Source organism: Rhizobium croatiense (assembly GCF_019793465.1).
Lineage (GTDB): Bacteria > Pseudomonadota > Alphaproteobacteria > Rhizobiales > Rhizobiaceae > Rhizobium > Rhizobium croatiense.
On sequence record NZ_JAILYJ010000012.1, the window covers coordinates 128,226 to 154,428 of the forward strand.

At 63.2% G+C, this 26,203-nt stretch carries 22 protein-coding genes and 1 pseudogene; 14 read left to right on the top strand and 9 right to left on the bottom strand.

Features of this window, described 5'->3' with window-relative positions; translation table 11 throughout:
- Positions 1–168: 168 nt before the first annotated feature.
- Together hutH and hutI are read right to left on the bottom strand one after the other, a co-directional pair.
- Positions 169–1,704, bottom strand: a complete 1,536-nt coding sequence (gene hutH / locus K6M89_RS19950) for a histidine ammonia-lyase (RefSeq protein WP_222140670.1) — start codon at positions 1,702–1,704, stop codon at positions 169–171.
- Entirely contained in the window at positions 1,701–2,963 is a 1,263-nt protein-coding gene (hutI, locus tag K6M89_RS19955; RefSeq protein ID WP_222140671.1) for an imidazolonepropionase, read from the bottom strand. Before hutI ends, hutH begins: the two co-directional genes overlap by 4 nt.
- A gap of 122 nt (positions 2,964–3,085) precedes the next feature.
- On the opposite strand from hutI, the gene K6M89_RS19960 reads away from it, so the two are divergent.
- Both K6M89_RS19960 and hutC (K6M89_RS19965) read left to right on the top strand, forming a co-directional pair.
- Positions 3,086–4,432 (top strand): formimidoylglutamate deiminase, encoded by a 1,347-nt coding sequence (locus tag K6M89_RS19960; protein WP_222140672.1) that lies wholly within the window; start codon positions 3,086–3,088, stop codon positions 4,430–4,432.
- Positions 4,433–4,493: 61 nt separating this feature from the next.
- Positions 4,494–5,216 carry a histidine utilization transcriptional repressor HutC gene (gene hutC, locus K6M89_RS19965; RefSeq protein WP_222140673.1) on the top strand — a complete coding sequence of 241 codons (723 nt, stop codon included), beginning with the start codon at positions 4,494–4,496 and terminating at the stop codon, positions 5,214–5,216.
- 31 nt (positions 5,217–5,247) lie between these two features.
- On the opposite strand, the gene hutC (K6M89_RS19970) is transcribed toward hutC (K6M89_RS19965), so the two are convergent.
- On the bottom strand, positions 5,248–6,003 hold the full coding sequence (hutC, locus tag K6M89_RS19970; RefSeq protein WP_222140674.1) for a histidine utilization transcriptional repressor HutC: 756 nt from the start codon (positions 6,001–6,003) through the stop codon (positions 5,248–5,250).
- A gap of 191 nt (positions 6,004–6,194) precedes the next feature.
- On the opposite strand from hutC (K6M89_RS19970), the gene K6M89_RS19975 reads away from it, so the two are divergent.
- From K6M89_RS19975 to K6M89_RS19995, 5 genes are all read left to right on the top strand, one after another.
- On the top strand, positions 6,195–7,037 hold the full coding sequence (locus tag K6M89_RS19975; protein WP_097581866.1) for a transporter substrate-binding domain-containing protein: 843 nt from the start codon (positions 6,195–6,197) through the stop codon (positions 7,035–7,037).
- A 218-nt stretch (positions 7,038–7,255) separates the two neighbouring features.
- Entirely contained in the window at positions 7,256–7,981 is a 726-nt protein-coding gene (locus tag K6M89_RS19980; RefSeq protein ID WP_097581867.1) for an ABC transporter permease, read from the top strand.
- A 10-nt stretch (positions 7,982–7,991) separates the two neighbouring features.
- A complete protein-coding gene (locus tag K6M89_RS19985; RefSeq protein WP_222140675.1) occupies positions 7,992–8,696 on the top strand; it encodes an ABC transporter permease in 705 nt (234 codons plus the stop codon).
- 25 nt (positions 8,697–8,721) lie between these two features.
- Complete coding sequence (locus K6M89_RS19990; RefSeq protein ID WP_222140676.1) at positions 8,722–9,498, top strand: ABC transporter ATP-binding protein; 777 nt, start codon at positions 8,722–8,724, stop codon at positions 9,496–9,498.
- The gene (locus K6M89_RS19995) at positions 9,495–10,985 is read left to right on the top strand and encodes an HAL/PAL/TAL family ammonia-lyase (RefSeq protein WP_222140677.1); all 1,491 of its coding nucleotides are present in this window, start codon (positions 9,495–9,497) and stop codon (positions 10,983–10,985) included. Before K6M89_RS19990 ends, K6M89_RS19995 begins: the two co-directional genes overlap by 4 nt.
- A 10-nt stretch (positions 10,986–10,995) precedes the next feature.
- Here K6M89_RS19995 and K6M89_RS20000 read toward each other — a convergent pair whose 3' ends face one another.
- The gene (locus K6M89_RS20000) at positions 10,996–11,541 is read right to left on the bottom strand and encodes a hypothetical protein (RefSeq protein WP_222140678.1); all 546 of its coding nucleotides are present in this window, start codon (positions 11,539–11,541) and stop codon (positions 10,996–10,998) included.
- Between the two features lie 159 nt (positions 11,542–11,700).
- Between K6M89_RS20000 and K6M89_RS20005 the strand changes: the two genes are divergently transcribed.
- Positions 11,701–12,438 carry a phosphatase PAP2 family protein gene (locus K6M89_RS20005; RefSeq protein WP_097581871.1) on the top strand — a complete coding sequence of 246 codons (738 nt, stop codon included), beginning with the start codon at positions 11,701–11,703 and terminating at the stop codon, positions 12,436–12,438.
- Positions 12,439–12,498: 60 nt separating this feature from the next.
- Here K6M89_RS20005 and K6M89_RS20010 read toward each other — a convergent pair whose 3' ends face one another.
- From K6M89_RS20010 to K6M89_RS20025, 4 genes are all read right to left on the bottom strand, one after another.
- Positions 12,499–15,060 carry a GcvT family protein gene (locus K6M89_RS20010; protein WP_222140679.1) on the bottom strand — a complete coding sequence of 854 codons (2,562 nt, stop codon included), beginning with the start codon at positions 15,058–15,060 and terminating at the stop codon, positions 12,499–12,501.
- Between the two features lie 251 nt (positions 15,061–15,311).
- The gene (locus K6M89_RS31135; RefSeq protein WP_009987796.1) at positions 15,312–15,551 is read right to left on the bottom strand and encodes a hypothetical protein; all 240 of its coding nucleotides are present in this window, start codon (positions 15,549–15,551) and stop codon (positions 15,312–15,314) included.
- A gap of 10 nt (positions 15,552–15,561) precedes the next feature.
- Complete coding sequence (locus K6M89_RS20020) at positions 15,562–15,822, bottom strand: hypothetical protein (protein WP_010032482.1); 261 nt, start codon at positions 15,820–15,822, stop codon at positions 15,562–15,564.
- Positions 15,823–16,140 (bottom strand): XRE family transcriptional regulator, encoded by a 318-nt coding sequence (locus K6M89_RS20025; protein ID WP_222140681.1) that lies wholly within the window; start codon positions 16,138–16,140, stop codon positions 15,823–15,825.
- 198 nt (positions 16,141–16,338) lie between these two features.
- Here K6M89_RS20025 and K6M89_RS20030 point away from each other — a divergent pair.
- Positions 16,339–17,398, top strand: a pseudogene (locus K6M89_RS20030) (class I SAM-dependent methyltransferase).
- A 24-nt stretch (positions 17,399–17,422) separates the two neighbouring features.
- On the opposite strand, the gene K6M89_RS20035 reads toward K6M89_RS20030, so the two are convergent.
- Positions 17,423–18,265, bottom strand: a complete 843-nt coding sequence (locus K6M89_RS20035) for an AraC family transcriptional regulator (RefSeq protein WP_064685785.1) — start codon at positions 18,263–18,265, stop codon at positions 17,423–17,425.
- A gap of 245 nt (positions 18,266–18,510) precedes the next feature.
- On the opposite strand from K6M89_RS20035, the gene K6M89_RS20040 reads away from it, so the two are divergent.
- From K6M89_RS20040 to K6M89_RS20060, 5 genes are all read left to right on the top strand, one after another.
- A complete protein-coding gene (locus K6M89_RS20040) occupies positions 18,511–19,977 on the top strand; it encodes an alpha-glucosidase/alpha-galactosidase (RefSeq protein ID WP_222140682.1) in 1,467 nt (488 codons plus the stop codon).
- Positions 19,978–20,100: 123 nt separating this feature from the next.
- Positions 20,101–22,188 carry an ABC transporter substrate-binding protein gene (locus tag K6M89_RS20045; protein WP_222140683.1) on the top strand — a complete coding sequence of 696 codons (2,088 nt, stop codon included), beginning with the start codon at positions 20,101–20,103 and terminating at the stop codon, positions 22,186–22,188.
- A gap of 176 nt (positions 22,189–22,364) precedes the next feature.
- Positions 22,365–23,372: an ABC transporter permease gene (locus tag K6M89_RS20050; protein WP_040111638.1), complete on the top strand. Its 1,008-nt coding sequence runs from the start codon at positions 22,365–22,367 to the stop codon at positions 23,370–23,372.
- 1 nt (position 23,373) lies between these two features.
- The gene (locus tag K6M89_RS20055; RefSeq protein WP_222140684.1) at positions 23,374–24,510 is read left to right on the top strand and encodes an ABC transporter permease; all 1,137 of its coding nucleotides are present in this window, start codon (positions 23,374–23,376) and stop codon (positions 24,508–24,510) included.
- Positions 24,511–24,520: 10 nt separating this feature from the next.
- Positions 24,521–26,188: an ABC transporter ATP-binding protein gene (locus K6M89_RS20060; protein WP_222140685.1), complete on the top strand. Its 1,668-nt coding sequence runs from the start codon at positions 24,521–24,523 to the stop codon at positions 26,186–26,188.
- Positions 26,189–26,203: the final 15 nt, after the last annotated feature.

The following is a 26,203-nucleotide window of genomic DNA, read 5'->3' on the forward strand; positions in this document are numbered from 1 at the left end:
CCAACCCCTCCCCACACGGGGGAGGGGCTAAGCTGTGGCACCGGCTCGCAAAACAACAAGCCGGCTGCATATGCTACGCTCAAGAGTGAATACGGCGAGGGCCGGAGGTTAAGCCCCTCCCCCTTGTGGGGAGGGGTTGGGGAGGGGACTTTCTTCTTCACTATCATTTCAACCCTCCAAGACCGGCAAGATGCCGGACGAAACCGAGGCATTCAGTGCCCCCGTCGCCACCAGTTCAGCCGCAGCGGCGAGATCGCCCGCCATGTAACGGTCGCTCTCGAGGCTCGGCACCTGGCTGCGGATCGCGGCGATCGCCTTCAAAAGCTCCGGGCTGGTCGCAAGCGGCGCGCGCAGTTCCACGCCTTGCGCGGCGGTCAGCGCCTCGATGCCGATGATACCGAACAGGTTTTCGGTCATCTGCAGAAGGCGGCGGGCGCCGTGGCAGGCCATCGAGACATGGTCTTCCTGGTTGGCCGAGGTCGGGGTCGAATCGACCGAGGCGGGGTGCGACATCTGCTTGTTCTCAGACATCAGCGCCGCCGAGGTGACCTCAGCAATCATCAGGCCGGAGTTGAGGCCCGGCTTCTTGGCGAGGAAGGCCGGCAGGCCGTAGGAAAGCACCGGGTCGACCAGCAGCGCGATGCGGCGCTGCGAGATCGCGCCGATCTCGCAGACGGCAAGGGCGATCTGGTCGGCGGCGAAGGCGGCCGGTTCGGCGTGGAAGTTGCCGCCTGATACAACCGAGTTGTCCGACAGCACCAGCGGATTGTCGGTGACCGCATTGGCCTCAATTTCGAGGGTGCGGGCGACCGAGCGCAAGAGGTCGAGGCAGGCGCCGTCGACCTGCGGCTGGCAGCGGATGCAATAGGGATCCTGCACGCGCTCGTCGCCCTCGATATGGCTCTGGCGGATGACGGAGTTTTCGAGCAGGCCGCGAAGGGCGGCTGCGGTATCGATCTGGCCCTTATGGCCGCGCAGCGTGTGGATATCGGCATGGAAAGGCGCCGAGGACCCCATGGCCGCATCGGTCGACATGGCGCCGGTGATCAGCGCCGATTGCGCGGCGCGATGGGCGCGGAAGAGGCCGGCGAGCGCCAGCGCCGTCGAGGTCTGTGTGCCGTTGATCAGCGCCAGGCCTTCCTTGGCGGCGAGCACGATAGGTTTCAGCCCGGCCCTTTCGAGCGCTTGCGCGCCGGGCAGGCGTTCGCCGGCGAAGAAGGCTTCGGCCTCGCCCATCATCACGGCTGCCATATGGGCGAGCGGCGCGAGATCGCCGGAGGCGCCGACCGAGCCCTTTTCCGGGATCAGCGGGATGACGCCCTTATCCAGCATGGCTTCGATCAGCCGCACCAGTTCCAGCCGCACGCCGGAGGCGCCGCGCCCGAGCGAGACCAGCTTCAGCGCCATCATCAGCCGCACGATATTTTCCGGCAGCGGCGCGCCGATACCGCAGCAATGCGACAGGATGAGATTGCGCTGCAGCGTGGCGACATCGGCGCTGTCGATCTTGATCGAGGCGAGTTTGCCGAAGCCGGTATTGATGCCGTAAACCGGCGCATTGCCGGCGGCGATCTCGGCGATGCGGCCGGCGGCCTTGGCGATGCCCGCATCGAAGGCGGGATCGAGCCTTGCCGGCTCGCCGGTCCAATAGATGATTTCCAGGTCCTTGAGCGAGACGGAGCCCGGGTGGAGGGTGATGGTCATCGACCGTTCCTTTCGCCCTTGAAGACACGTGTATGAAGCGGGTTGAAGCCGATGCGGTAGACGAGCTCGGCAAGGCTCTCGATATTCCAGACGGCGAGATCGGCGGATTTGCCGGCTTCGAGCGTTCCGGTCTCGCCGATGAGGCCGAGCGCGCGCGCACCTTCGCGGGTGGCGCCGGCGATGCATTCCTCGACGGTCAGGCCGAACAGCGTCGCCGACATGTTCATCGTCAGCAGCATCGAGGTGAGCGGCGAGGTGCCGGGATTGCAGTCGGTGGCGATCGCGATCGGTACGCCCGCCCGGCGCAGCGCCTCCACCGGCGGCTTCTGCTTTTCGTGAATGGCGTAGAAGGCGCCTGGCAGCAGCACGGCGACGGTGCCGGCAGCGGCCATTGCGGCGACGCCGTCCTCGTCTAGATATTCCAGATGATCGGCCGAGAGCGCGCCATAGGCGGCCGCCAGCTTGGCGCCGCCGAGATTGGAGAGCTGTTCGGCATGCAGCTTGACCGGCAGGCCAAGCGCCTTCGCCTTGTCGAAGACGCGGGCGATCTCGGCTGTCGAAAAGGCGATGCCCTCGCAAAAGCCGTCGACGGCATCGGCAAGGCCGAGATTGTACATGTCGTCGAGGCCGGGCAGCACGACATCGTCGAGATAGTCGCCGTTGCGACCCTTATAGTCGACAGGCGTCGCATGGGCGCCGAGATAGCTGGTGGCGACACGGACCGGCCTGATATGGCCGAGCAGACGGGCGCTCTGCAGCATCTTCACTTCGCCGCTCCGGTTGAGGCCATAGCCGGATTTGATCTCGATCGTTGTCACGCCTTCGGCAAGCAGCGTATCGAGCCGCGGCAGCGCCGTGGCGACAAGTTCTTCGACCGACAGCGCATTGGTCGCTTGAACCGAGGAGACGATGCCGCCGCCGGCCCGCGCAATCTCCTCATAGGTCGCACCTTCAAGCCGCATTTCGAACTCGCGGGCGCGATTGCCGCCGTGAACGATATGGGTGTGGCAGTCGACGAGGCCGGGCGTTACCCAGCGGCCTTCAAGATCGGCGATGTCGGAGCGTTCGATGGCTGATGCCGGGAGTTCGCTTTCGGCGCCGGCAAAGGCGATGCGGCCGTTTTCGGTGAGCACGGCACCCTTTTCGACGATGCCGAGCCCCGGACTATCAGGCGCGAGCGTCGCCAGCCGGGCGTTGCGCCACAGCACCGGCCTGGTATCGGCGGATGGGGTTCCTTCAGAAAAATTGTTCCCGGTCATCAGCTTTGCGCCTTTCCTTATGCCGAAACATGTATATACATAATAAGCAGGTGACAAGTGAAATTTTGCGCGCTCTTCTGGAAAAGAAAGATCGGCGGCGCGGCAGAAGGGGAGAAAAGGCCATGACCATACTTCACGCAGGCACGGCGCTGACGCCGCAAGGCTGGCAGAAGGACGTGCGGCTGACGCTGGAAGCCGGGCGCCTCGCGCGGGTCGAGGCTGGCGTTGCCGCCGCACCCGGCGATGAGCGCCACGCTCTGATCGTTCCGGCCATGGGCAATCTGCACAGCCATGCCTTCCAAAGGGCGATGGCCGGTCTTGCCGAAGTGCGCGGTCCGGCCAACGACAGCTTCTGGAGTTGGCGCACCGTCATGTACAAATTCGCGCTGGCGATGACGCCGGAGCATGTCGAGGCGGTTGCGGCCAAGCTCTATGCGGAGATGCTCGAGGCAGGCTTTTCCCGCGTCGGCGAATTCCACTATCTCCATCACGACAGGGACGGAGCGGCCTATGCCAATATCGCCGAGCTTGCCGAACGTGTCGGTGCGGCGAGCCAGGAGACCGGCATCGGCCTGACGCTTCTACCGGTTTTCTATGCCCATTCCGGCTTCGGCGGTGCGGCGCCGATCGACGGCCAACGGCGCTTCATCAACTCGCTCGAAAGCTTCGAAAGGTTGATGGAAGGGTGCCGTGGCGTGACCGGCCGGCTCGACGGCGCCGAGCTCGGGCTTGCGCCGCACAGCCTGCGCGCCGCGACGCCCGATGAATTGGCGACACTCGTGCCGATGGCGGGCGAGGGCCCGATCCATATCCATGTCGCCGAGCAGGTGAAGGAGGTCGAGGACTGCATCACCTGGTCGGGAGCGCGGCCCGTGCAATGGCTGCTGGATCATATGCCTGTGGATGAGCGCTGGTGCCTGATCCATGCGACTCATATGACCGAGGACGAGACGCGGCGGATGGCGAAAAGCGGCGCGATCGCCGGTCTCTGCCCGATCACCGAAGCCAATCTCGGCGACGGCGCTTTTGCCGCGCCGCTTTTCCTCGAAGAAGGCGGGCGGTACGGCATCGGTTCGGATTCCAACGTGCGGATCTCCCTGCCGGAGGAGCTACGCCAGCTCGAATACTCGCAGCGTCTGGCGCTGCGCGCCCGCAATGTCATTGCCGCACCCGGCGGTTCGACGGCGCTCTGCCTGTTCAATCAGGCGCTTGCCGGCGGCGGCGCGGCACTGAAGGCGCCGGCCGGTCTCGCCGACGGCCATCACGCCGATCTCGTTTCGCTCGATACGTCGGCCGTTCCCTATCTCTCCGCCGACCAGATTCTCGATCACTGGCTGTTTGCCGGCGGGGTTTCTGTCGATTGCGTCTGGGCGCGCGGCCGCAAGCAGGTGGAAGGCGGCCGTCATCTCAACCGCGACGCCATCGAGCGGCGTTTCCTCGGGGCAATGGGCGAATTGCTGGCCGGCTGAAAAAGCGCTTTTCATGAGCGGGGCATTCGGACTAGATCGGGAAACTAATCGGAACGTGGCGATGAATCAAAGCAGGGATCCCACCTTGCATCAGCGCATCCTGAGCGACATCGAGGGCCGTATCGTCTCGGGCGAATGGCCGCCGGGTCACCGCATTCCCTTCGAGGTCGATCTCGCCACCCAATATGACGTCTCGCGGATGACGGTGAACAAGGTGCTGACCCAGCTCGCCAAGGCCGGCCTGATCGAGCGCCGCAAGAAATCCGGCAGCTTCGTCACCCAGCCGCAGGCGCAATCGGCGGTTCTCGAAATCCACGACATCAAGGCCGAGGTGCAGTCGCTGAACCTGCCCTATTCCTATGCGGTTGCGAAGAAGGCGAGCCGCAAGGCCAAGGCGGAAGACAGCCGCCGGCTGGAACTGCCGGTCGCTTCCTCGGTCGTCGAGGTCGTCTGCATCCACAATGCCGGCGCACGGCCTTTCTGTTTGGAGGAGCGGCTGATCAGCCTTGCGACCGTGCCGGAGGCCGCCGATGCCGATTTCCTGACGGTGGCGCCGGGGCCGTGGCTGCTCAATCAGGTGCCGTGGAGCGCCGCCGAGCACAGGATCCACGCCGTCTCCGCCAGTGCCGAGGTGGCGGCGGCCCTCGACATCGCGCGCAACGCCGCCTGCCTGGTGGTCGAGCGCCGCACCTGGAGCGGCGCCGGCCCGGTGACCCATGTGCGCTTCACCTATCCCGGCGATCGTCATGCGCTGGTGGCGCGGTTCACGCCGGCGTCACAATAGCCGAGGTTCCATATACAAGGCAACGGGTGTTTTAGTCGTCGAACATCTTGCCACTGCGCGCTTCGAGCCGGTAGCGATAGCCGGGATAGACGAGGCGGGCGGTCGAAACCACCTGTTTGGCCGACCATGTGCGCCGGCGGATCGTCAGGCAGGGCTCGCTCTTCAGAATGGTCAGGAGCTTGCATTCCCAGGCCTGCGGCATCGCCGCCTCGACGACGTGCTCGGAGCCGCTGAGCGGGGCGGCGGCCGTCAGATAGGCGTTCGGCGTCAGCGTCGTGAAATCCTGCTCGAGATATTCGGGAGCGGCCTCCGGATGGACGAACCGGTCCTCGATCTGCACCGGAACGCCGTTTTCGCTGTGCACGATCAGCGAGTGGAAAACGGCGGCGCCGATTGCCAGCTCCAAGGCGTCGGCGATCTCCGGAGAGGCGGTTTCCCGGGCCAGAATGACGACTGAGGCCTCGTGGACATGGCCGCGTTCGGCGATTTCCTCGGCGATGTTGCGCACCTCGAACAGAGCCGAATAACCCTTGCGCTCGGCGACGAAGGAGCCGACGCCCTGGATGCGCACGAGCTCGCCCTCATTGGCAAGTTCGCGCAGCGCCCGGTTGGCGGTCATCTTGCTGACGCCGAGCTCGACGACCAGCTCGTTTTCCGATGGCACGCGGTATTTCGGCGGCCATTCGCCGCTGTGGATGCGATCGAGGATCACCTGCTTGACGCCGGCATAGAGCGGCGTGCTGTCATTTCCCGCCAGGTCGCGCTTCATCTCGCCGGACCGCTTCATTGCCTATTCCTTATGCACGGATTCAATTTGCCACATAATCGACTTTCCTCTTGCATATCACAAAATTTCTCATATGGTACCATATACAACCTCCCAATCGGTCCTTAAGACGAAAATAGGACGGAAAGGGCAAGCCGGCGGAGATCGGCGGTGCCGCAAGGTCTGTTTCAACTCCAGAGGAGAATTCATCAATGAAATTTAGCGCCATCCTGTTTTGCGGCGTTGCCGCTCTTTCCGCCTTTGCCGCGCCCGCCTTTGCCAAGGACTGGACGAAGGCGACCATCACGCTTGAAGGCGCTTATGCGCCCTGGAACCTCACCAATGCCGACGGCACGCTCGGCGGCTTCGAGCCGGAGCTTGCCAAGGTGCTTTGCGAGCGCGCCAAGATCGAATGCACGCTCGTCGCTTCCGACTGGGACGGCATGATCCCGGCGCTCAATGCCGGCAAGTTCGACGTTATCATGGATGCGCTGTCGATCACTGAAGAGCGCAAGCAGATCATCGACTTCACCATCCCCTATGCCGCCACGCCCGCTGCCTTCGCCACCGCCAAGGACAGCCCGCTGGCCAATGCCGCCGGCACCGGCGCCACGATCAAGATGACACCCGGCCAGACCGGCGTGAAGGAGATCGATGCGCTGAAGGAACTCTTCAAGGGCAAGACGATCGGCATCCAGGCGGCGACCGTCTATGCCAAGTTCGTCTATGACAACTTCGGCGATATTGCCGAGATCCGCGAATACAAGACCGGCGCCGACCGTGACCTCGACCTGCAGAACGGCCGCATCGACCTCGGCTTCGATGACGCCGTCTATTTCGCCAATGCCTTCCAGGCCGCCAACGGCGCGCTCGCCTTCACCGGTCCGGAGATCGCCGGTCCGATCTGGGGCGAGGGTGAGGGCCTCGGACTGCGCAAGGCCGATACGGACCTGCGTGACAAGCTCAACGTGGCGATCAAGTCGGCGCTTGCCGACGGCACGGTCAAGAACCTCTCGATGAAGTGGTTCAAGATGGACGTCAGCCCCCAGCAGTAAGCGTTTCGGCCGTTCGGCCGCAGACACCGGTCTCCGGCTTTATCGCCGGGGACTGCGTGCCAGAACAGGATCATTTTAGGCCGGGTCGGCCTAAAATCTGAATCCTGTTCTAAATTTCAGAGTTAGAGCATGATGTCGTCCGAAAACCGCTGACACTTTTCGGCATCATGCTCTGGTGTCAATCCACAAAACACTGCCGCGGACGGGGAACGGACGATATGGCAAGTTTGGAACTGCTTGGCTTCGGCTCGACGGGATGGGGCGCGCTGCTCATTTTCGCCGCCTTGATGACGCTCGCCGTCACCGCGACGGCGCTGGCGATCGGCGCGGTGCTGGGCGCGATCGTCGCGGGTGCGAAGCTCTCCGGCAATCCCCTCTTCGTGGCGCTCGGCAATGTCTATACGACCGTGTTTCGCGGCGTGCCGGAACTGCTGATAATCTATCTCATCTATTTCGGCGGCTCCTCGGCCGTCACCTCGATCGGCAAGGCGATGGGTTACGAAGGTTTTCTCGGCCTGCCTTCCTTTGCCGCCGGCGCGCTTGCCGTCGGCATCATCTCCGGCGCCTATCAGGCGGAGGTGTTCCGCGGCGCTTTCCTCGCCATTTCCAAGGGTGAGCTCGAAGCCGCTTCGGCGATCGGCATGCATGGTGGCATGCGCTTCCGTCGCATCATCATCCCGCAGGTGCTTCGCTTCGCCATTCCCGGCCTCGGCAATGTCTGGCAGCTCAGCCTCAAGGATTCCGCGCTGATCTCGGTCACCGGTCTTGCCGAGCTGATGCGCACCAGCCAGGTGGCGGCGGGTTCGACCCGGCAATATTTTCTGTTCTTCATCGCCGGCGGCTGCCTCTACCTGATCCTGACCAGCCTTTCCGACCGCATCTTCAACGGCGCGGAGCGCCGCGCCAATCGCAGCATGCCGGCCTCCGCCATGGGCCAGGCGTAAGGAGGCGATGATGGATTTCACCTTTCTCGCCTCGACCATGGTAACGCTGCTGAAAGCCGTGCCGACGACGCTGATCCTGTTTTCGCTGTCGATCTTCTTCGGCGGCCTGCTGGCGCTCGTCATCGTCACGATGCGGGTCAGCGGCAACCGCTATCTGTCCGGTTTCGCCAAGGGCTATATCTTCGTCTTTCGCGGCTCGCCGCTCTTGATCCAGATGTTCCTGGTGTTCTACGGCCTCGGCCAGTTCGGCGTCATCCGCTATTCCTTTCTCTGGCCGTTACTGCGCGAGCCGATGGTCTGCGCCGTGCTGTCGCTGGCGCTCTGCACGGCCGGCTACACGGCGGAGATCTTCCGCGGCGGCATTCGCGCCGTTTCGCCGAAGGAGATCGAGGCGGCGCGCTCGATCGGCATGTCCGGCTTCCTGATGGTGCGGCGCATCCTGGCGCCGATCGCCTTCCGCCACGCGCTACCGGCCTATTCCACCGAGATCGTGCTGATGATGAAATCGACGGCGCTCGCCAGCCTCGTCACCGTCTGGGAGGTCACCGGCGTCGCCCAGCGGCTGATCTCGCAGACCTACCGCACGATGGAAGTCTTCCTCTGCGCCGCGATCATCTATCTCGTTTTGAACTTCATCATCCTGCAGGGCATGGCCCTGCTGGAATATTCGCTCTCCCGACACCGCCGCGCGGCCCCGCAGCCGCTGAAGGCGTAAGCGATTTGACCTGATTGGAGCTACCATGCCAGGCGTAACCCGACTTTCGGTCCGCAATATCCGCAAGAGCTTCGGCACGCACGAAGTGCTGCGCGGCATTTCCCTCGATGCCGAGGATGGCGACGTGATTTCGCTGCTCGGCGCCTCCGGCTCCGGCAAATCGACCTTTCTGCGCTGCATCAACCTGCTCGAAACCGCGAGCGACGGCGAGATCTGGGTCGATGGCGAGCACATCGAGATGGTTCACAAGAACGGCAAGACAAGGCCGGCCAGCCAAAAGCAGGTCGACCATATCCGCTCCGAACTCGGCATGGTGTTCCAGTCCTTCAATCTCTGGTCCCATATGACCATCCTGCAGAACGTCATCGAAGGGCCGATCCATGTGCTGAAGCGGCCGCGCGCCAACTGCATCGCCGAGGCCGAAGCGCTGCTCGAAAAGGTCGGCATCGCCGACAAACGTCACGCCTATCCCGCCCATCTCTCCGGCGGCCAGCAGCAGCGCGCCGCAATCGCCCGCGCTTTGGCGATGAAACCGAAGGTGATGCTTTTCGACGAGCCGACCTCGGCGCTCGATCCGGAACTGGTCGGTGAGGTGCTGCGCGTCATGCGGGCGCTTGCCGAGGAAGGCATGACCATGCTCGTCGTCACCCATGAGATGAGCTTTGCCCGCAACGTCTCGAACCGCGTCGTCTTCATGCGCGAGGGGCTGATCGAAAGCAGCGGCAAGCCGGACGAAATGTTCACAACAGGTGCGACCCCCGCCTTCCGCCAGTTCATCGGCCATTTCGGAACAGGGCAATGACGATCACCATCGATCAAGTGCTGACCTGGCGCGACGTCGCGCGCGTCGGGGCAGGGGAGGCGCTTGCGCTGTCGCCGGCCACCTGGGCGCGGGTTGAGCAGGCAAGCCGCATCGTCGAGCGTATCGTCGAGACCGGCGTGCGCGCCTATGGCGTCAATACCGGCGTCGGGGCGCTCGCCGATACGGTCGTCGACCGCGCCTCGCAGAGCCTGTTGTCGCGCAGCATCGTGCTCAGCCATGCCTGCGGCGTCGGGCCGTTGCTTGGATCCCGCGAGGTGCGCGCCATCATCGCCGCGCAGATCGCCAATTTCGCCCATGGCCATTCCGGCGTGCGGCGCGAGATCGTCCAGCATCTCACAGCTTTGCTGGAGCATGATTGCATTCCCGACGTTCCGTCGAAAGGCTCGGCCGGTTATCTCACCCACAATGCCCATACGGCACTGGTGCTGATCGGCGAAGGCAGCGCCACGCTCACCGGCCGGCGCATGAACGGCCGTGAGGCGCTGGCGGCGATCGGCCTTCAGCCGTTGGTGCTCGGCGCCAAGGAGGGCTTGAGCCTCGTCAACGGCACGGCCTGCGCCACCGGGCTCACCGCCGCAGCACTTTTGCGCGCCGAACGGCTGCTCGACTGGGCCGATGCCATCGCGGCGCTGACGCTGGAAGCGGCAGGCTGCCAGATCGCCGCCTTCGAGGAGGCAGTGCTGGCGCTGCGTCCGTCGGCCGGGATCGCGAAAGTCGGCGCCACACTGCGCGCACGGCTTGAGGGCAGCGGTCTTGTCACTGCCGCCTTCGGCCGGCGCACCCAGGATGCGCTGAGCCTGCGTTCGGTGCCGCATGCCCATGGCGCCGCCCGCGACGTTTTCGACAACTCCGCCCGCATCGCCGATCAGGAACTTGCCTCGGTGACGGACAATCCTGCCGTCTCGGGCACGCCCGAGCATCCGATCGTCTCCTCCGAAGCGCATGCGGTGGCGCCTGCGCTCGGGCAGGCGGCTGACAGCCTCGCCATCGCTGTGGCGCAGATCGGCGCGATCAGCGAGCGGCGCATGGATCGGCTCGTCAATCCGCTGGTCAGCGGCCTGCCGCCGTTTCTGGCGAGCGATGCCGGCAGCCATTCCGGCTTGATGATCGCCCAATATACCGCCGCCGCACTCAGCAACGAGAACCGCCGGCTTGCCGCGCCGGCGTCCCTGGACGGCGGCCTGACGTCCGGCCTGCAGGAGGATTTCCTCGCCCATCCGACAGCCGCCGCTGGCAAGCTGCACGGCGTCATCGACAATGCCGAATATATTCTGGCGATCGAACTGATGGCGGCTGCCCAGGCGCATGATTTCCTGGCGGCGACGGCGCCGCGGGCGCCAGGCACGGATCTCGTCTATCAGATCGTGCGGCAGCGTATCTCGCATTATGGCGACGAGCGGCCGCTGAACGGCGATATCGAGACCGTGCGCAGTCTGATCCGCGAGACTGCGCCGCCGGCTGTCTAGGCGAGGGCTGTCAGAAAGGTTTACTCGTTGCCGAATCCTGCTTGGCCTGCCCGCCGGCCTCGAGGCGCTTGAGGCACTGGGCGAAGGTGGGATAGAGCTGATCCGCCCGCGAGAGCGGCAGCGTCCAGTCGCCTTCGTCGCCGGCAAAGGTCAGCTGCACGTCAGGCGTTCCGGCAAAGGAATTCTTGATGATCTTTTTCAGGCCGGCGCTTCCCTTGCTGCCCATCGGCCAGAGGCGAAGCGTGGTCTTGTCGAAGAATTCGGCGGCGATCACTTTCGTCACGTCGCGATCGGTCAGCGTCACCTCGGTCTTGGTGCCGGCCGGAATGTCCCAGGTGTTTTTCGTCACCAGCCAGAAGGTTTCGGTGGCGCTCTGGCGGAATTCCATGGTTTTGCCGATCTCGCTGTTCCACAGCAGCCGGCAATAAGGATGCGGGCTTTCATTGGCAAAGCCGACCGACCATTGTCTCGCGCCGCCCATCCATTCGGTCTCTGCGAAGGCGGAGATCGGCGGCAGGACGGCTGCCATCAGAACCATCGCGGTCAGAATTTTCATCGCCGAAACCTCTCCAGGACAACCGGCTCCAGCCATAGCAAAAGAAGGTTGAGCTTTTGCTACCGGGATGCCTGCAAATGCTGCAAGGTCTTGAATTTGCGGCTCGCCTTGCCGATCTGGCGGGTATCGGCTTGATCAGCAGGGAGTTCGACGGCAGGTATGAGTGAGGTTCAACGACGCGGATTTTTGGCGAGACTCAGCGCATATGAGCCGCTGACATTGATCACCATGGCATCCATCGCCGGCGGGCTGTTCCTGCTGCAGCGGCTGACGAGCGAGGTTCTCGAGGGCGAGACATTCCGCTTCGACGAGGCTATCCTGCTGGCGCTGCGACGGGCGGACGATCTAGCCGTGCCGGTCGGCCCCGGCTGGCTGACGCATGCCTTCGACGATATTACCAGCCTCGGCGGTGTCACCGTTCTCTCGCTGCTGACGGTTCTCATCACCGTCTATCTCCTGCTCGATCGGCGCTGGCCGATCGCGCTCTTCATCTTTTCCTCGGTGCTGACAGGATGGCTGGCGAGCACGACGCTGAAGATCCTCATCGCGCGGCCGCGGCCCGATATTGTGCCGCATCTCGTCGAAGTCAGCGACCTCAGCTTTCCCTCCGGCCACGCGATGGTCTCGGCGGTGACCTATCTGACGCTCGGCGCGCTCGTCGCACGCACGCAGCGTTACCGCTCGACGCGGATTTTCGTGATGGCGGCAGGCGTTTTCCTCGCCGTCATCATCGGTTTGAGCCGGATCTATCTCGGCGTCCACTATCCCACCGACGTCTTCGCCGGATGGTGTGCGGGCGCGCTCTGGGCGCTCGGCTGCTGGCTGATCTCGAAACGCTTCGTTCCAAGCAGAGCCTCGGACGATGGCGTCGAAAACGACAATGGCGACAGTAATTAGAGGATGTTGCGTTGAACCACTGTGGCGCCCGCATGTGGGGCGCCACAAGGATTCCAGCGCTTAGGTGCGCGGCTTCAGGTTTTCCGGGTCGTAGATCGGCTTGTAGCCGATGCCGACGACTTCCACCGGATAGGTCTCGGCAAAGTACTCGACATTCAGCTTGCGTCCGACCTGGCAATAGGACCAGGGCAGGTAGGCGAGCGCAATGTTCTTGCCGACCGTCGGGCCGTAGGCGATCGAGGTCGTATAGGAGCGGCGGCCGAGCTCGTCGACCAGGACCTCGCCGGTGGCGGGATCGACGACCGGCAGGTTGCCGAGCGGATAACGCTTGACGCCCAATTTGTCGGTATTCTCGGTCATCACAAGCGTGCAGAGCATGGCCGGCTGGTGCTCACGCGCCTTGTATTCGAGATGTTTTGCCTTGCCGCGGAAATCGGCTTCCTTGACCTTCGGGCGGGCAAGATCGGCTTCGATCAGGTTGTACTGGGTCAGCAGGTCGGCGTTCTGCAGGCGCAGGCTCTTTTCCATGCGGCGCGAGTTTGCATAGGTCTCGACGCCGAAGGCCATCACGCCGGTCGAGCGCAGCGCATCCCAGACGGCCAGGCCGTCTTCGTACTTCATGTGCAGCTCCCAGCCCTGCTCGCCGACATAGGAGATGCGGAAGGCGGTGACCGTCTTGCCGGCGATTTCGATCGGCTTGATCGCTGCGAAGGCGAAGTTTTCCTGATCGAGCCCGGCCGGATCGGCAACGACCTTCTTCAGCGTCTCGCGGGCATTCGGTCCCCAGATGCCGATCGTCACGAATTTTTCCGAGACGTCGGTGATCGTGACGTCGAGACCGCGGTCCTGGGCGACGCGCTTCATATAGTGCAGGTCGCGCGGGCCCGCATCGGCGCCGTTGACGAGACGGCAGCGGTCGGCCATGCGGAAGACGGTGAAGTCGGCGCGCACCATGCCTTCGTCGTCGAGGAAGTGGGTGTAAACGCCCTTGCCGATATTGGCATCGCCGCCGATCTTGGCGGCGCACAGCCATTCCATCAGCTCGACATGGTCAGGTCCCTCGATATCGACCATGTGGAAGTGGCTGAGATTGACGATGCCGCAATCCTCGCTCATCGCCAGATGCTCGGCATTCGAGACGCGCCAGAAATGGCGGCTGTCCCATTCGTTCTCGCGAAGGGGAACGCGGTCGCCGTATTTCTCCAGCAGGTGCTCGTTGGCGGCGTAGCCGTGCGCACGCTCCCAGCCGCCCAGCTCCATGAAGTAGCCACCCAGCTCCTTTTCGCGCTCGTAGAAGGGCGAGCGCTTGGCGTTGCGGCCGGATAGATAGGGTTCGCGGGTGTGAACGGCGGGGAAATAGATCTTCTGAGCGGCTTCGTAGCAGCGGCCCTCGATGAACTCTTCGGTCAGCTGATGCGGATAGAAGCGGGCATAATCGATGCTGTTGTGATCGATTTCGGTGCGGCCATCGGTCATCCAGTCGGCGATCAGCTTGCCGTAGCCCGGGCCGTCCTTGACCCAGATGGCAACGCAGTACCAGAGACCGCGCACCTTCTGGCTCTCACCGCAGGATGCGCCGCCGCCGGCCGAAACCTGCAGCAGGCCGTTGAAGGAGTGACCTTCGTTATAACCGAGTTCGCCGAGGATCGGCGTCAATTCCATGGCGCGCTCGAGCGGCTCGATGATCTGTTCCATCTCGAGGTCACGCTGCGAGGGCGAAAGGCGTGCCTCGTGTTTTTCGAGAAGCTCGCGCGGATGGCACATGCGCGGATTGGTGGCTTCGTAATAGCCCCACTCGATCTGGCCGCCTTCGGTCGTCGCCGGGTCGCCGGTATCGCGCATATAGGCGGAGTTGCCCTGGTCGCGCAGCAGCGGGAAGCCGATTTCCTTGCCGGTGCCTTCGAACTCGTTATAGGGGCCGAAGAAGGTGAGCGGGTGATCGACCGGCATGACCGGCAGGTCTTCGCCGACCATCTCGGCAATCAGGCGTCCCCAGAGGCCGGCGCAGACGATGACGTGGTCGGCCATAATAGTGCCGCGATGGGTGACGACGCCCTTGATGCGGCCGCCTTCGACGATCAGCGATTTGGCCGGCGTGTTGCCGAACACCTGCAGCTTGCCGGCCTTTTCGGCGGCATCGACCAGCTTGCCGGCAACGGTCTGCGAGCGCGGGATGACGAGGCCGGCATCCGGATCGAAAAGGCCGCCCATCACCTGATCTTCCTCGATCAGCGGGAACTTTTCCTTGATCTCGGAAGGGCTGACATAATGGGCGCGCGTGCCGAAAGCGCGGGCCGAGGACAGCTTGCGCTTGATTTCCTCCATCCAGGCGTCGTCGCCAGTGCGCGCCACTTCGAGGCCGCCGATGCGGGCGTAGTGGCCCATCTTCTCGTAGAAATCGATCGAATATTGCGTGGTCCAGACCGACAGATAGTCGTGGCTGGTGGTGTAACAGAAGTCCGAGGCGTGGGCTGTCGAGCCGATATCGGTCGGTATGCCCGACTTGTCGATGCCGACGATATCGTCCCATCCGCGCTCGACGAGATGATGCGCGATGGAGGCGCCGACGATGCCGCCGAGCCCGATGATGACGACCTTTGCCTTTTCCGGAAATGCTGCCACGTGCTGTTCCTTCTACTTATGGCACGAATTAAAATAACCTAGCCGCGCTTGGTTTGCGCTTCACGCATGAGATCCAGGCGCCATGTCAGCCTCGTAAGCGTGTCACCTTTACCGAAGCTGCAAAACCCCCAAGCCTCTTCGCATGGAAGCTGAGATGAGGGCATTATGCCTAAGGCTCATGATCGTCATTGGTCCTACGCCGCCGAGTAACGGCGCAATTGCGCTAGTCCGGATCGCAAAGCGCTTCCTCGTCACGGCGCTGAAATCGCCTTGAGCCGGTCGATATCCACGAGCACGATGTCTTCCGACACAGGCTCGCGATTGTGCAGGCGGAACCATTCGGCCGCTTCGCGCACGCGGTCGCCATGCGGCGATGGATAGGCGCCCAGTCCGAGCACCCATTCGCGTACGGTTTCGCGCTCCATCCGCCCGGCGCGGTATCGGTCGCAGACGGTTTTCGCCGAGGCGACGAGATCATTGATGCTTTTCACGGGCTGTCCCTCAATGCACGGAAGGCTCTTCGTCTTCGAGAAGCGACCGGATGCCGTCGCGCGCCACCACCGCGAGGAATTCGTCGAAAGCCTCCCGGTCGGTCGCAAAGGGCTCGTCCCAGCGGATCAGGTCTTCGGACTGGGTGACGACTTCCATCGTCCAGTCCTCGTTGCTGCCGGCGGTTCGAAAGATATCGACGAGCACGGTGATGCCGTCGTCGGTGAATTCTCCGGCCAGTTCGGAGTGCTCAAACTTCTGCTTCTTCGTCATTCAGCCGCCAGCGCCGGGAGGGGCGTCGTTTTTGAGATATTCTTCATATTGGACCGTCTCGGTCTCGTTCGTGTCTATAGAAGCCGATGCCGGTTTTGCCAAGCGGACGCCGGCGCCGCCGCCATTCTCCGCGATGAAAAGCACGCCGGCGTCTTCCAGGGCGCGCTTGATATGCCGCAGGGTTCGCACGTCGGGGGAAAGCGTTCCGGCCTCGAAACCGGCAATCGTCGCCTTGGCGATCTCAGAGGCTGCGGACAGATCCCGCTTGGACCAGGCGATGAGAGCACGCGCGGCACGGCACTGGGCTGGAGACAGCATGAATATCCACCTGGCATTGAGACTCTGATCTGGCTCTGGGGCAGCCCTATGAAGATGTGAGCGCGCCCCGAAGAAAGCAAGCCGATGAAATTCCGGCGACCTTGGATACCTAGCCTCATTGGGCGATAGAGAGGGTCGATTGACTGCATATCGTTAAAGCCTAATTTAGAGCTCCCTTATCGCGCCCGGGAGGTAACGATGCGTGAGCCAGATATGCAGAAACTCGATGCGCTTGTCGGCCGTCTTGTCGGCGATGTCGGCGCAGCCATGTCAGGGGCCTTGGTCGTGCTTGGCGACAAGGTGGGGCTGTTCAAGGCGATGGCCGACGGGAAGCCGGTGAGCGTTGAGCAGCTTGCCGCCAAAACCGGGATCAAGGAGCGCTATCTCAGGGAATGGCTGAGCGCCCAGGCGGCTGCGGATTATATCGTTTACGATGAAAAGACCGATCGATTCAGCCTGACGGCGGAACAGGCGATGGTCTTTGCCGAGGAAAACAGCCCGGCCTTCTTCGTCGGCGCCTTCGAGGTGGTGCAATCCATGTGGATGGACGAGCCGAAGGTCACCGAAGCCTTCCGCACCGGCAAGGGTCTCGGCTGGCATGAACACAGCACCTGCCTGTTCCGTGGCACCGAGCGGTTTTTCCGGCCGGGCTATAACAGCCATCTCGTCAACGAATGGATTCCGGCGCTTGCCGGGATGGAAGAGAAGCTGAAGGCCGGCGCCAGCGTCGCCGATGTCGGTTGCGGTCACGGCGCCTCGACCATTCTGATGGCGCAGGCCTATCCCGCATCCCGTTTTACCGGCTTCGACTATCACGGTCCGTCGATCGAAAGGGCAAAGGCCGCCGCCAAAGAGGCGGGCGTCGCCGACCGCGTCACCTTCGAGCAGGGCAAGGCGGCGGAATTTCCGGGACGCGACTATGATAGTCGCCATGTTCGACTGCCTGCACGACATGGGCGATCCGGTCGGCGCCGGCCGGCATGTCAAGGAGACGCTGGCGCCGAACGGCACCTGGCTGATCGTCGAGCCCTTTGCCCATGATCATCTGAAGGACAATCTCAATCCGGTCGGGCGTGTCTATTACGGCGCCTCGACGATGATCTGCACGCCGGCCTCGCTCTCCCAGGAGGTGGGGCTTGGGCTTGGCGCCCAGGCGGGAGAAATGAGGTTGCGCAAGGTGGCGCTCGACGCCGGCTTCAAGCATTTCCGCCGGGCGACCGAAACGCCGTTCAACATGGTGTTCGAAGTCCGCGCCTGAGGACCGGCTGCGCGGCGGCCGGCGCTATTTCGGCCGGCCGATGCTGGCATACATGCCGGTCGTGCGGAATTCGGTGGGATTGGTGCCGTAGACGCGTCGGAAGACTTTTGAGAAATAATTGGCGTCCTCGAAGCCGCACATGATGGCGACTTCCTTGACCGGCAGGAAGTCCGCCTTGGTCAGCAGCTTGACGGCGCGCTGCAGCCGCTGCTGCAGCACGAATTCGGCCGGCGGCACGCCTTCGCTCTCGGCGAAGCTGCGCGAGAAATGGGCGCGGCTGAGGCCGACGATGGCGGCAAGTTCATTGACCGGCAGCGGCTTGTCGAGATTGGCGTTGATATGGTCGATCACCGGCTGCATCAGGCTGAGCTCGGCGGCAAAGGCCGACGAGCCGAAGACGTCGTCATAAAGCGCCATCGCCGCTTCATAGGCGACAGCCGAGGCCGCCCCCGGCGAGGTCGCGCCCTTGACCAGACGCAGGCTGCAATCGGCGAGATGATCGATGGTGGCCGGCTGCAGCTTCAGCACCGGGCCGGCGGTGGAGAGCACCAGCTGATGGATGCGCAGCGTCTCCTCGCCATTCATGGAAATCCAGAAATATTCCCAGCGCTCGCCCTTCTCCAGCCAGTAGCGGTGATTGTGCGGCACGAGCACCAAGAGCGTATCGCCGCCGTGGAGGCGATAGTTGCGGTTCTGGTAACGCAGCCGGCCGGTGCCGCTGATCGTGTGCTGCAGCACGGTGAACGGCGTTTGCCCGCGTTTTCGGCCGTCCCAGTCATAGGTCTCGTTCTCCCGCACTTCATAGCCGGCGCTGGTCGGCATGGCGTGCAGACGCTGGCGGCCGCGGGGCAGCGAAACCGTCCTCATCGACTGTCCGTTGGCGATCAAATCCTGCAGCACAAAATTACCCCTGAAAGCATAATCCTTCTCTGGTCGGCCCGCCGGATTCGGGCATAATCCCGCTCGACAAGAAGAGGAGACGACGGCCGATAAAGCGGCCGGGAGGAAAACAGGCAGGTTTTACGGCTTTTTCAACCGCTTGCGCCGCATGCGGCCTGATCCCTCCATAACCGATCTTTTCTCTAGCATTCCATTGGGTCGAGGTGAAGATCATGAGTTTCAAAATCGCTATCATCGGTGCGGGCAGCGTCGGTTTCACCAAGAAGCTGTTCACCGACATATTGTGCGTGCCGGAGTTCCGCGACGTCGAATTCGCGCTGACCGATCTCAGCGAACACAATCTCGAGATGATCAAGGCAATCCTCGACCGCATCGTCGAGTCGAACGGGCTGCCGACCAAGGTGACGGCGACAACCGACCGGCGCCAGGCGCTGGAAGGGGCGCGCTACATCATCAGCTGCGTGCGGGTCGGCGGGCTCGAGGCCTATGCCGACGATATTAGAATTCCGCTGAAATACGGCATCGACCAGTGCGTCGGCGATACGATCTGCGCCGGCGGCATTCTCTACGGCCAGCGCAACATCCCCGTCATTCTCGATTTCTGTAGAGATATCCGGGAGGTTGCCGAGCCGGGCGCAAAATTCCTGAATTATGCCAATCCGATGGCGATGAACACCTGGGCGGCGATCGAATACGGCAAGGTCGATACCGTCGGCCTCTGCCACGGCGTCCAGCACGGCGCCGAACAGATCGCCGAGGTGCTCGGTGCCAAATCGCTCAGCGAACTCGACTATGTCTGCTCCGGCATCAACCATCAGACCTGGTTCATCGACCTGCGCCTCAACGGCCGCAAGATCGGCAAGGACGAGCTCATCGCCGCCTTCGAGGCGCATCCTGTCTATTCGCAGCAGGAGAAATTGCGCATCGACGTGCTGAAGCGTTTCGGCGTCTATTCCACCGAAAGCAACGGCCACCTTTCGGAATACCTGCCCTGGTATCGTAAGCGGCCGGAGGAAATCACCCGCTGGATCGACATGTCCGACTGGATCCACGGCGAGACCGGCGGTTACCTCCGCCACTCCACCGAAACGCGCAACTGGTTCGAGACCGAATTCCCGCAATTCCTGGAATCCGCCTCCAAGCCGATCGATCCGGCCAAGCGCTCGAACGAACATGCGAGCCATATTCTGGAAGGGCTGGAGACGAACCGGGTTTATCGCGGCCATTTCAACGTCAAGAACAATGGCGTCATCACCAACCTGCCGGCCGATGCGATCATCGAATCGCCCGGTTTCGTCGATCGCTTCGGCATCAACATGGTCTCCGGCCTCACCCTGCCGGAAGCCTGTGCCACCACCTGCATCGCCTCGATCAACGTCCAGCGCATGTCGGTGCATGCGGCGATCTCCGGTGACATCGACCTTCTGAAGCTCGCCGTGCTGCACGATCCGCTGGTCGGCGCCGTCTCGACGCCCGAGGAGGTCTGGCAGATGGTCGACGAGATGGTCGTTGCCCAGGCGCGCTGGCTGCCGCAATATGCCGATGCCGTGCCGGCCGCCAAGGAGCGGCTATCGAAATCGAAGGTGCAGACCCGCGACTGGGCGGGGGCCGCACGCCGCAACGTCCGCTCGATCGAAGAGCTGCGCGCGGAAAAGGCGGCGCTGAAACACGCCGTCTGATTTTCGTGAAAGAGGGTCGTCATGGGTTTCCGGGAGGGGAATCCATGACATCAGCCCGCTTTCACGCCGTTCGAGGAGAAAGGAGCCGGCTGCCCCCGCGCTCCGGAACAAGAGGGAGAAACGATGATGAATTTCCGCAAAGCAGGCATTCTGGCAGGACTGGCGCTCGGCGTCTCGGTCTTGGCGCTGCATGCCCACGCTTCCGAACCAACCGTTCCGCCGGTGCCGCCGGAATTTCCGGCCGAAGGCAAGATCAATTACGTCGCGCGCGACTCCATTCTGGAGTTCAAGGCGCTGCCCGAATATCACGAGCCGGACTGGGTCGCGAAGAATTTCGTTTCCGCCGGCAAGCTGCCGCCGGTCAAGGACCGGCTGCCGAAGGAGCCGCTGGTCTTCAAGACGGGCAACATGCCCGACGGCACCGGCGTCTACGGCGATACGATGCGCCATGTCATCGGCGGCCGGCCGGAAGGCTGGAATTACGGCGCCGGCCAGACGCAGGGCTGGGGCGGCATCGATATCGGCCTGTCCGAATGCCTGACGCGCACCGCGCCGCTGTTCCAGGTGAAGGCCCAGGACACCGAGCCGCTGCCGAACCTGGCCAAGAGCTGGGACTGGTCCGAAGACGGCCATAAGCTGACCATGCACCTGGTCGAAGGCGCCAAGTGGTCGGACGGCGCGCCGTTCACCGCCGATGACATCGTGTTCTACTGGGAGGACGAAGTCATCGATCCCAACGTCTCGCCGCTCGGCGGCGGCGCTTCGCCGGAGGCCTTCGGTGTCGGCACGACGCTGAAGAAGATCGACGACTACACCGTCGAATGGACCTTCAAGGAGGCCTTCCCGAAACAATATCTCTATACGATGGCCTACCCGAACTTCTGCCCGGGTCCGTCGCATATCCTGAAGCCGCAGCATCCGAAATACTCGAAGAACACCTACGACCAGTTCAAGAACGCCTTCCCGCCGGAATATATGAACATGCCTGTGATGGGCGGCTGGGTGCCGGTGGAATATCGCTCCGACGATATCATCGTGCTGCGCCGCAACCCCTATTACTGGAAGGTCGACGAGAAGGGCAACCAGCTGCCTTATCTCAACGAGCTGCACTACAAGCTCTCGACCTGGGCCGACCGCGACGTGCAGGCGGTGGCGGGCTCCGCCGACTTCTCCAACCTCGAGCAGCCGGAAAACTTCGTCGCCTCGCTGAAGCGGGCCGCCGAAAAGACCGCGCCGGCGCGTCTCGCCTTCGGGCCGCGTCTGATCGGCTATAACCTGCGCATGAACTTCTCCGCCAATGGCTGGGGCAACCCGGATGAGCGTGGCCAGGCGATCCGCGAGCTGAACCGCAACGAGGACTTCCGCAAGGCCGTCACCATGGCGCTCGACCGCAAGGCGATCGGCGACTCGCTGGTCAAGGGGCCGTTCACGGCGATCTATCCGGGCGGGCTGTCCTCCGGCACCAGCTTCTACGACCGCAACTCGACCGTCTACTATCCCTTCGATCTCAACGGCGCCAAGGCCGAACTCGCCAAGGCAGGGCTCAAGGATACGGACGGCAACGGCATCGTGAACTTCCCGGCCGGCACGGCCGGCGGCAAGGATGTCGAAATCGTCATGCTGATCAACAATCAGTACACGACCGACAAGAGCCTTGCCGAAGGTGTCGTCGGCCAGATGGAAAAGCTCGGGCTCAAGATCGTCATCAATGCGCTCGACGGCGCCAAGCGTGACGATGCGCATTATGCCGGCCGCTTCGACTGGCTGATCCAGCGCAACACCACGGAACTGTCGTCGGTGGTGCAGAATACCGAGCAGCTTGCCCCGGTCGGCCCGCGCACCAGCTGGCATCACCGCGCCGGCAAGGATGACCAGCTCGATCTGATGCCGTTCGAGAAGGAGCTCATTGACGTCGTCAACAAGTTCAGGACGAGCCAGAACAATGACGAGCGTGTCGATCTGATGAAGCAGTATCAGAAGATCTCGACCGAACACGTGAACACGGTCGGTCTGACGGAATATCCGGGCGCGCTGATCGTCAACAAGCGCTTCTCGAATGTGCCGCAGGGAACCCCGATCATGATGTTCAACTGGGCCGAAGACTCGGTCATCCGCGAACGCCTGTGGGTGGCCGCCGACAAGCAGGGCAAATACGAGCTGTTCCCCGAGCAGCTGCCCGGCAAGCCCGGCGACAAGGGCCCGATCAACTGATTGAGGTCGCCTGGTAACGAAGCTAAAGCGCGTCGCAGAGTGTGCGACGCGCGGGAAAAGCTCCCTCCCAGCTGAAGTGAAATTCGGGCCGCGCGTGCCGCGCGCGGCCTGATATGACCAACAAGCCGGCCGCGCTGACGAGGAGCGACTGGCGGCAAGGAGAAGCGAACCGTCTGATGTTACGATTCCTGCTCGTGCGCATAGCCTCCGCGATCCCCGTTCTCTTCATCTTGAGCGTGGTGACTTTCGCGATCATCCAGGCTCCGCCCGGCGACTACGCCGATTACATCCGCTCCCAGCTGATCAACCAGGGCGGCGCCTCCTACGCCCAGGCCGAGGCGCAGGCGCAGGCCTACCGGGTCGAGCACGGCCTCGACAAGCCGATGGTCGTGCAATACGTCAACTGGATCGGCGGCATCGTCACCCGCGGCGATTTCGGCTACAGCATGTTCTACAACAAGCCGGTCGCAGACGTCGTTGGCGAACGCCTGCCGCGGACCCTGCTTCTGGCGCTCGTCTGCCACATCTTCGCCTCGGTGCTCGGCATCGGTTTCGGCATCTGGGCGGCGACGCGGCAATACAGCTGGATCGACAGCCTGCTTTCGGGAATTTCCTTCCTCGGCATGACGGTGCCGCGCTTCCTGATGGCGCTGATCATCGTCTATCTCCTGGTCTTCCAGTTCGACGTGACGGAGATCGGCAGCTTCTTCTCACCGCAATATGGCGGGGCGCCCTGGTCCTGGGCGAAATTCGTCGATCTCCTCAGCCATGTCTGGCCGGTCGTGGCGATCGCCACCTTCGGCGGGCTCGCCTACAATATGCGCGTCATGCGCGGCAATCTGCTCGATACGCTGAACGCCCAATATGTCGAGACGGCCAAGGCCAAGGGGCTTTCCGGCGGCGCCGTGGTGATGCGCCATGCGGTGCCGAACGCCCTGCATCCGCTCGTCATGTATCAGGGCGTCGTGCTGCCCTACATGCTGACCGGCGAGATCGAAACGGCGATCATCTTCGCGCTGCCGACCGTCGGCCCGGCGATCGTCGGCTCGATGGCGATCGGCGACGTCTATGTCACCGCGACCTTCATGATGGTGCTGTCGGCAACGCTGATCGTCGGCAATATCATCGCCGACATGCTGCTCGCCTTGCTCGACCCGCGCGTCCGTCAATACGGAGGAGCCTGAGATGCTTGCTTTCGACTCGTCCGCCACGCCCCCGACCACCGAACTTGCGGTCAAGAAGCCGTCGCACGGCAGCGAGAGCTATCTGGCGCTCGTCTGGCGCCGGCTCAGGCGCTCCTGGACCGGCATGGCCGGGCTCATCCTCGTCGGGCTCCTGCTCCTCATGGCGGTCTTTGCCGATTTCTTCGCGCCGATGGATCCGAAGGCGACCCATGTCGGCTTCGCGCCGCCGCAGGTGATGAGCTTCCACGACAAGGACGGCAATTTCGTCTTCCAGCCGCGCGTCTATGCGCTGTCGGATAGCGAGGAGCTCGACCCGGTCACCTTCCAGCCGATCGTCGGCATGGATTACGATAATCCCAGGCTGCTCGGCTTCTTCGTCAAGGGTGCCGAATACAAGCTGTTCGGCCTCATTCCGGCGAACCGGCACTTCTTCGGCTCCACCGACGGCCAGCCGGTGCACTTCCTCGGCACCGACAAGTTCGGCCGCGACGTGCTGTCGCGCGCCATCATCGGCTCGCGCATCTCGCTGATGATCGCGCTGACCGTCGTCTTCATCGTCACCCTGATCGGCACGACGGTCGGCATGGTGTCGGGCTATTTCGGCGGCACCTTCGATGTCTGGCTGCAGCGCTTCGTCGAGCTGGTGCTCGCCTTCCCGCAGCTGCCGCTTTATCTCGCCTTGACGTCGCTGATCCCGGTGACGGCGCCGACCAACGTTTTCCTCGCCTTCGTCATCTTCGTCATGTCGGCGCTCGGCTGGGCGCAGATGTCGCGCGAGGTGCGCGGCAAGACCTTAGCACTTGCCCGCATCGATTATGTCAGGGCGGCGATGGCCGTCGGCGCCACCGATACACGCATCATCATCCAGCATATCCTTCCGAACGTGATGAGCCACGTCATCGTCGCCGTGACGCTGCACATACCGAGCGTCGTGCTGCTGGAATCCTTCCTCGGTTTCCTTGGCTTTGCCGTCAAGCCGCCGCTGATTTCCTGGGGGCTGATGCTGCAGGATACGGCGACCTATTCGGTCATCGGCTCCTATCCCTGGATTCTCGCTCCCGTCGGCTTCGTGCTCGTCACCGTCTTCGCCTTCAATGCGCTCGGCGACGGACTGCGCGACGCAGTCGATCCTTATTGAGGTGATCGATATGGCTCTTTCCCTGGTCAATTCCTTCGCCCCGCCCGTCCGCCACGATCATGACGGCCGCTCGGATGTGCCGATCATCGACGCCCGCAATGTCGCGGTGAATTTCAAGGTCGAGGACGGCATGGTCGAAGCCGTCAAGGACGTCTCCTTCCAGCTCTATCGCGGCGAGACCATCGCCATCGTCGGCGAATCCGGCTCCGGCAAATCGGTAACGGCGCGCACGGTGATGGGGCTCTTGTCGAAGCGCGCCGTCGTCTCCGACAAATCGACGGTCTCCTATGACGGCAGCAATATCTTGAAATTCTCCGAGCGGGCGCGGCGCAAGCTGCGCGGCGACCGCATCTCGATGATCTTCCAGGAGCCGATGAGCTCGCTGAATCCGATCTATACGATCGGCAGCCAGATCGTCGAGGCGATCCGCGTGCACCGCCGCATGAGCCGCGGGCAAGCGGAAAAGCGGGCGCTGGAACTGCTCGAACATGTGCAGATCCCCGATCCCGCCGCCCGGCTGAAGCAATATCCGCATCAGCTTTCCGGCGGCCAGCGCCAGCGCGTGATGATCGCCATGGCGCTCGCCAACGATCCCGACGTGCTGATCGCCGATGAGCCGACCACGGCGCTCGACGTCACCGTGCAGGCGCAGATCCTCAACCTGATCCGCAACCTGCAGAAGGAACTGGGGATGGCGGTCATCCTCATCACCCACGACCTGACGGTGGTGCGCCAGTTCTCCGACTATGTCTATGTCATGCAGCATGGCGAGGTGCGCGAGCACAATGTCACCGAAGCGCTGTTTGCCAATCCGCAGCACGCCTATACCAAACATCTGCTTGCCTCCGAGCCGCGCGGTCAGGCCAATCCGCTGCCGGAGGGATCGGATATCATCCTCGACGCCAAGGGTGTGCGCGTCGGCTTCATGATGCGCCACGGCACTTTCCTGAAACCGGAGATGCGTGAGCTCGTCGCCGTCGACAGTCTCGGTCTGTCGCTGCGCCGTCACGAGACGCTCGGCCTCGTCGGCGAATCCGGCTCCGGCAAGACGACCTTCGGCCAGGCGATCCTGCGGCTGAACACGCCGCAGGCCGGCGAGATCCATTTCGACCGCCAGCCGATCCACGGGCTGTCGCGCGCCGAGATGCGGCCGCTGCGCGCCCGCATGCAGGTGGTGTTCCAGGACCCGTTCTCATCGCTCAACCCGCGCATGACGATCGGCCAGATCATCGAGGAAGGCCTCGTCGTCAACCGACTGGGTGCCACCAGGGGCGAGCGGCAGGACCGGGTGCGCGAGGCGCTGATATCAGCCGGCATGCCCGGCAATATCCTCTCGCGTTTCCCGCATGAATTTTCCGGCGGCCAGCGCCAGCGCATCGCCATTGCCCGCGCCATCGCGCTGGAGCCGGAATTCATCCTGCTCGACGAGCCGACATCCGCCCTCGACCTCTCCGTCCAGGCGCAGATCATCGAACTCTTGCGCAAGCTGCAGGACGAGCGGGGCTTGAGCTACCTCTTCATCTCCCACGACCTCAAGGTCGTCAGGGCGCTCTGCCACCGCGTCATCGTCATGCAGCATGGCAAGATCGTCGAGGAAGGTCCCGTCAACGAAGTTTTATCCCATCCCAAGACCGCCTACACCGAACGGCTCGTCAAGGCCGCTTTCGAGGTAGCATGATTGACCCGCATGCCG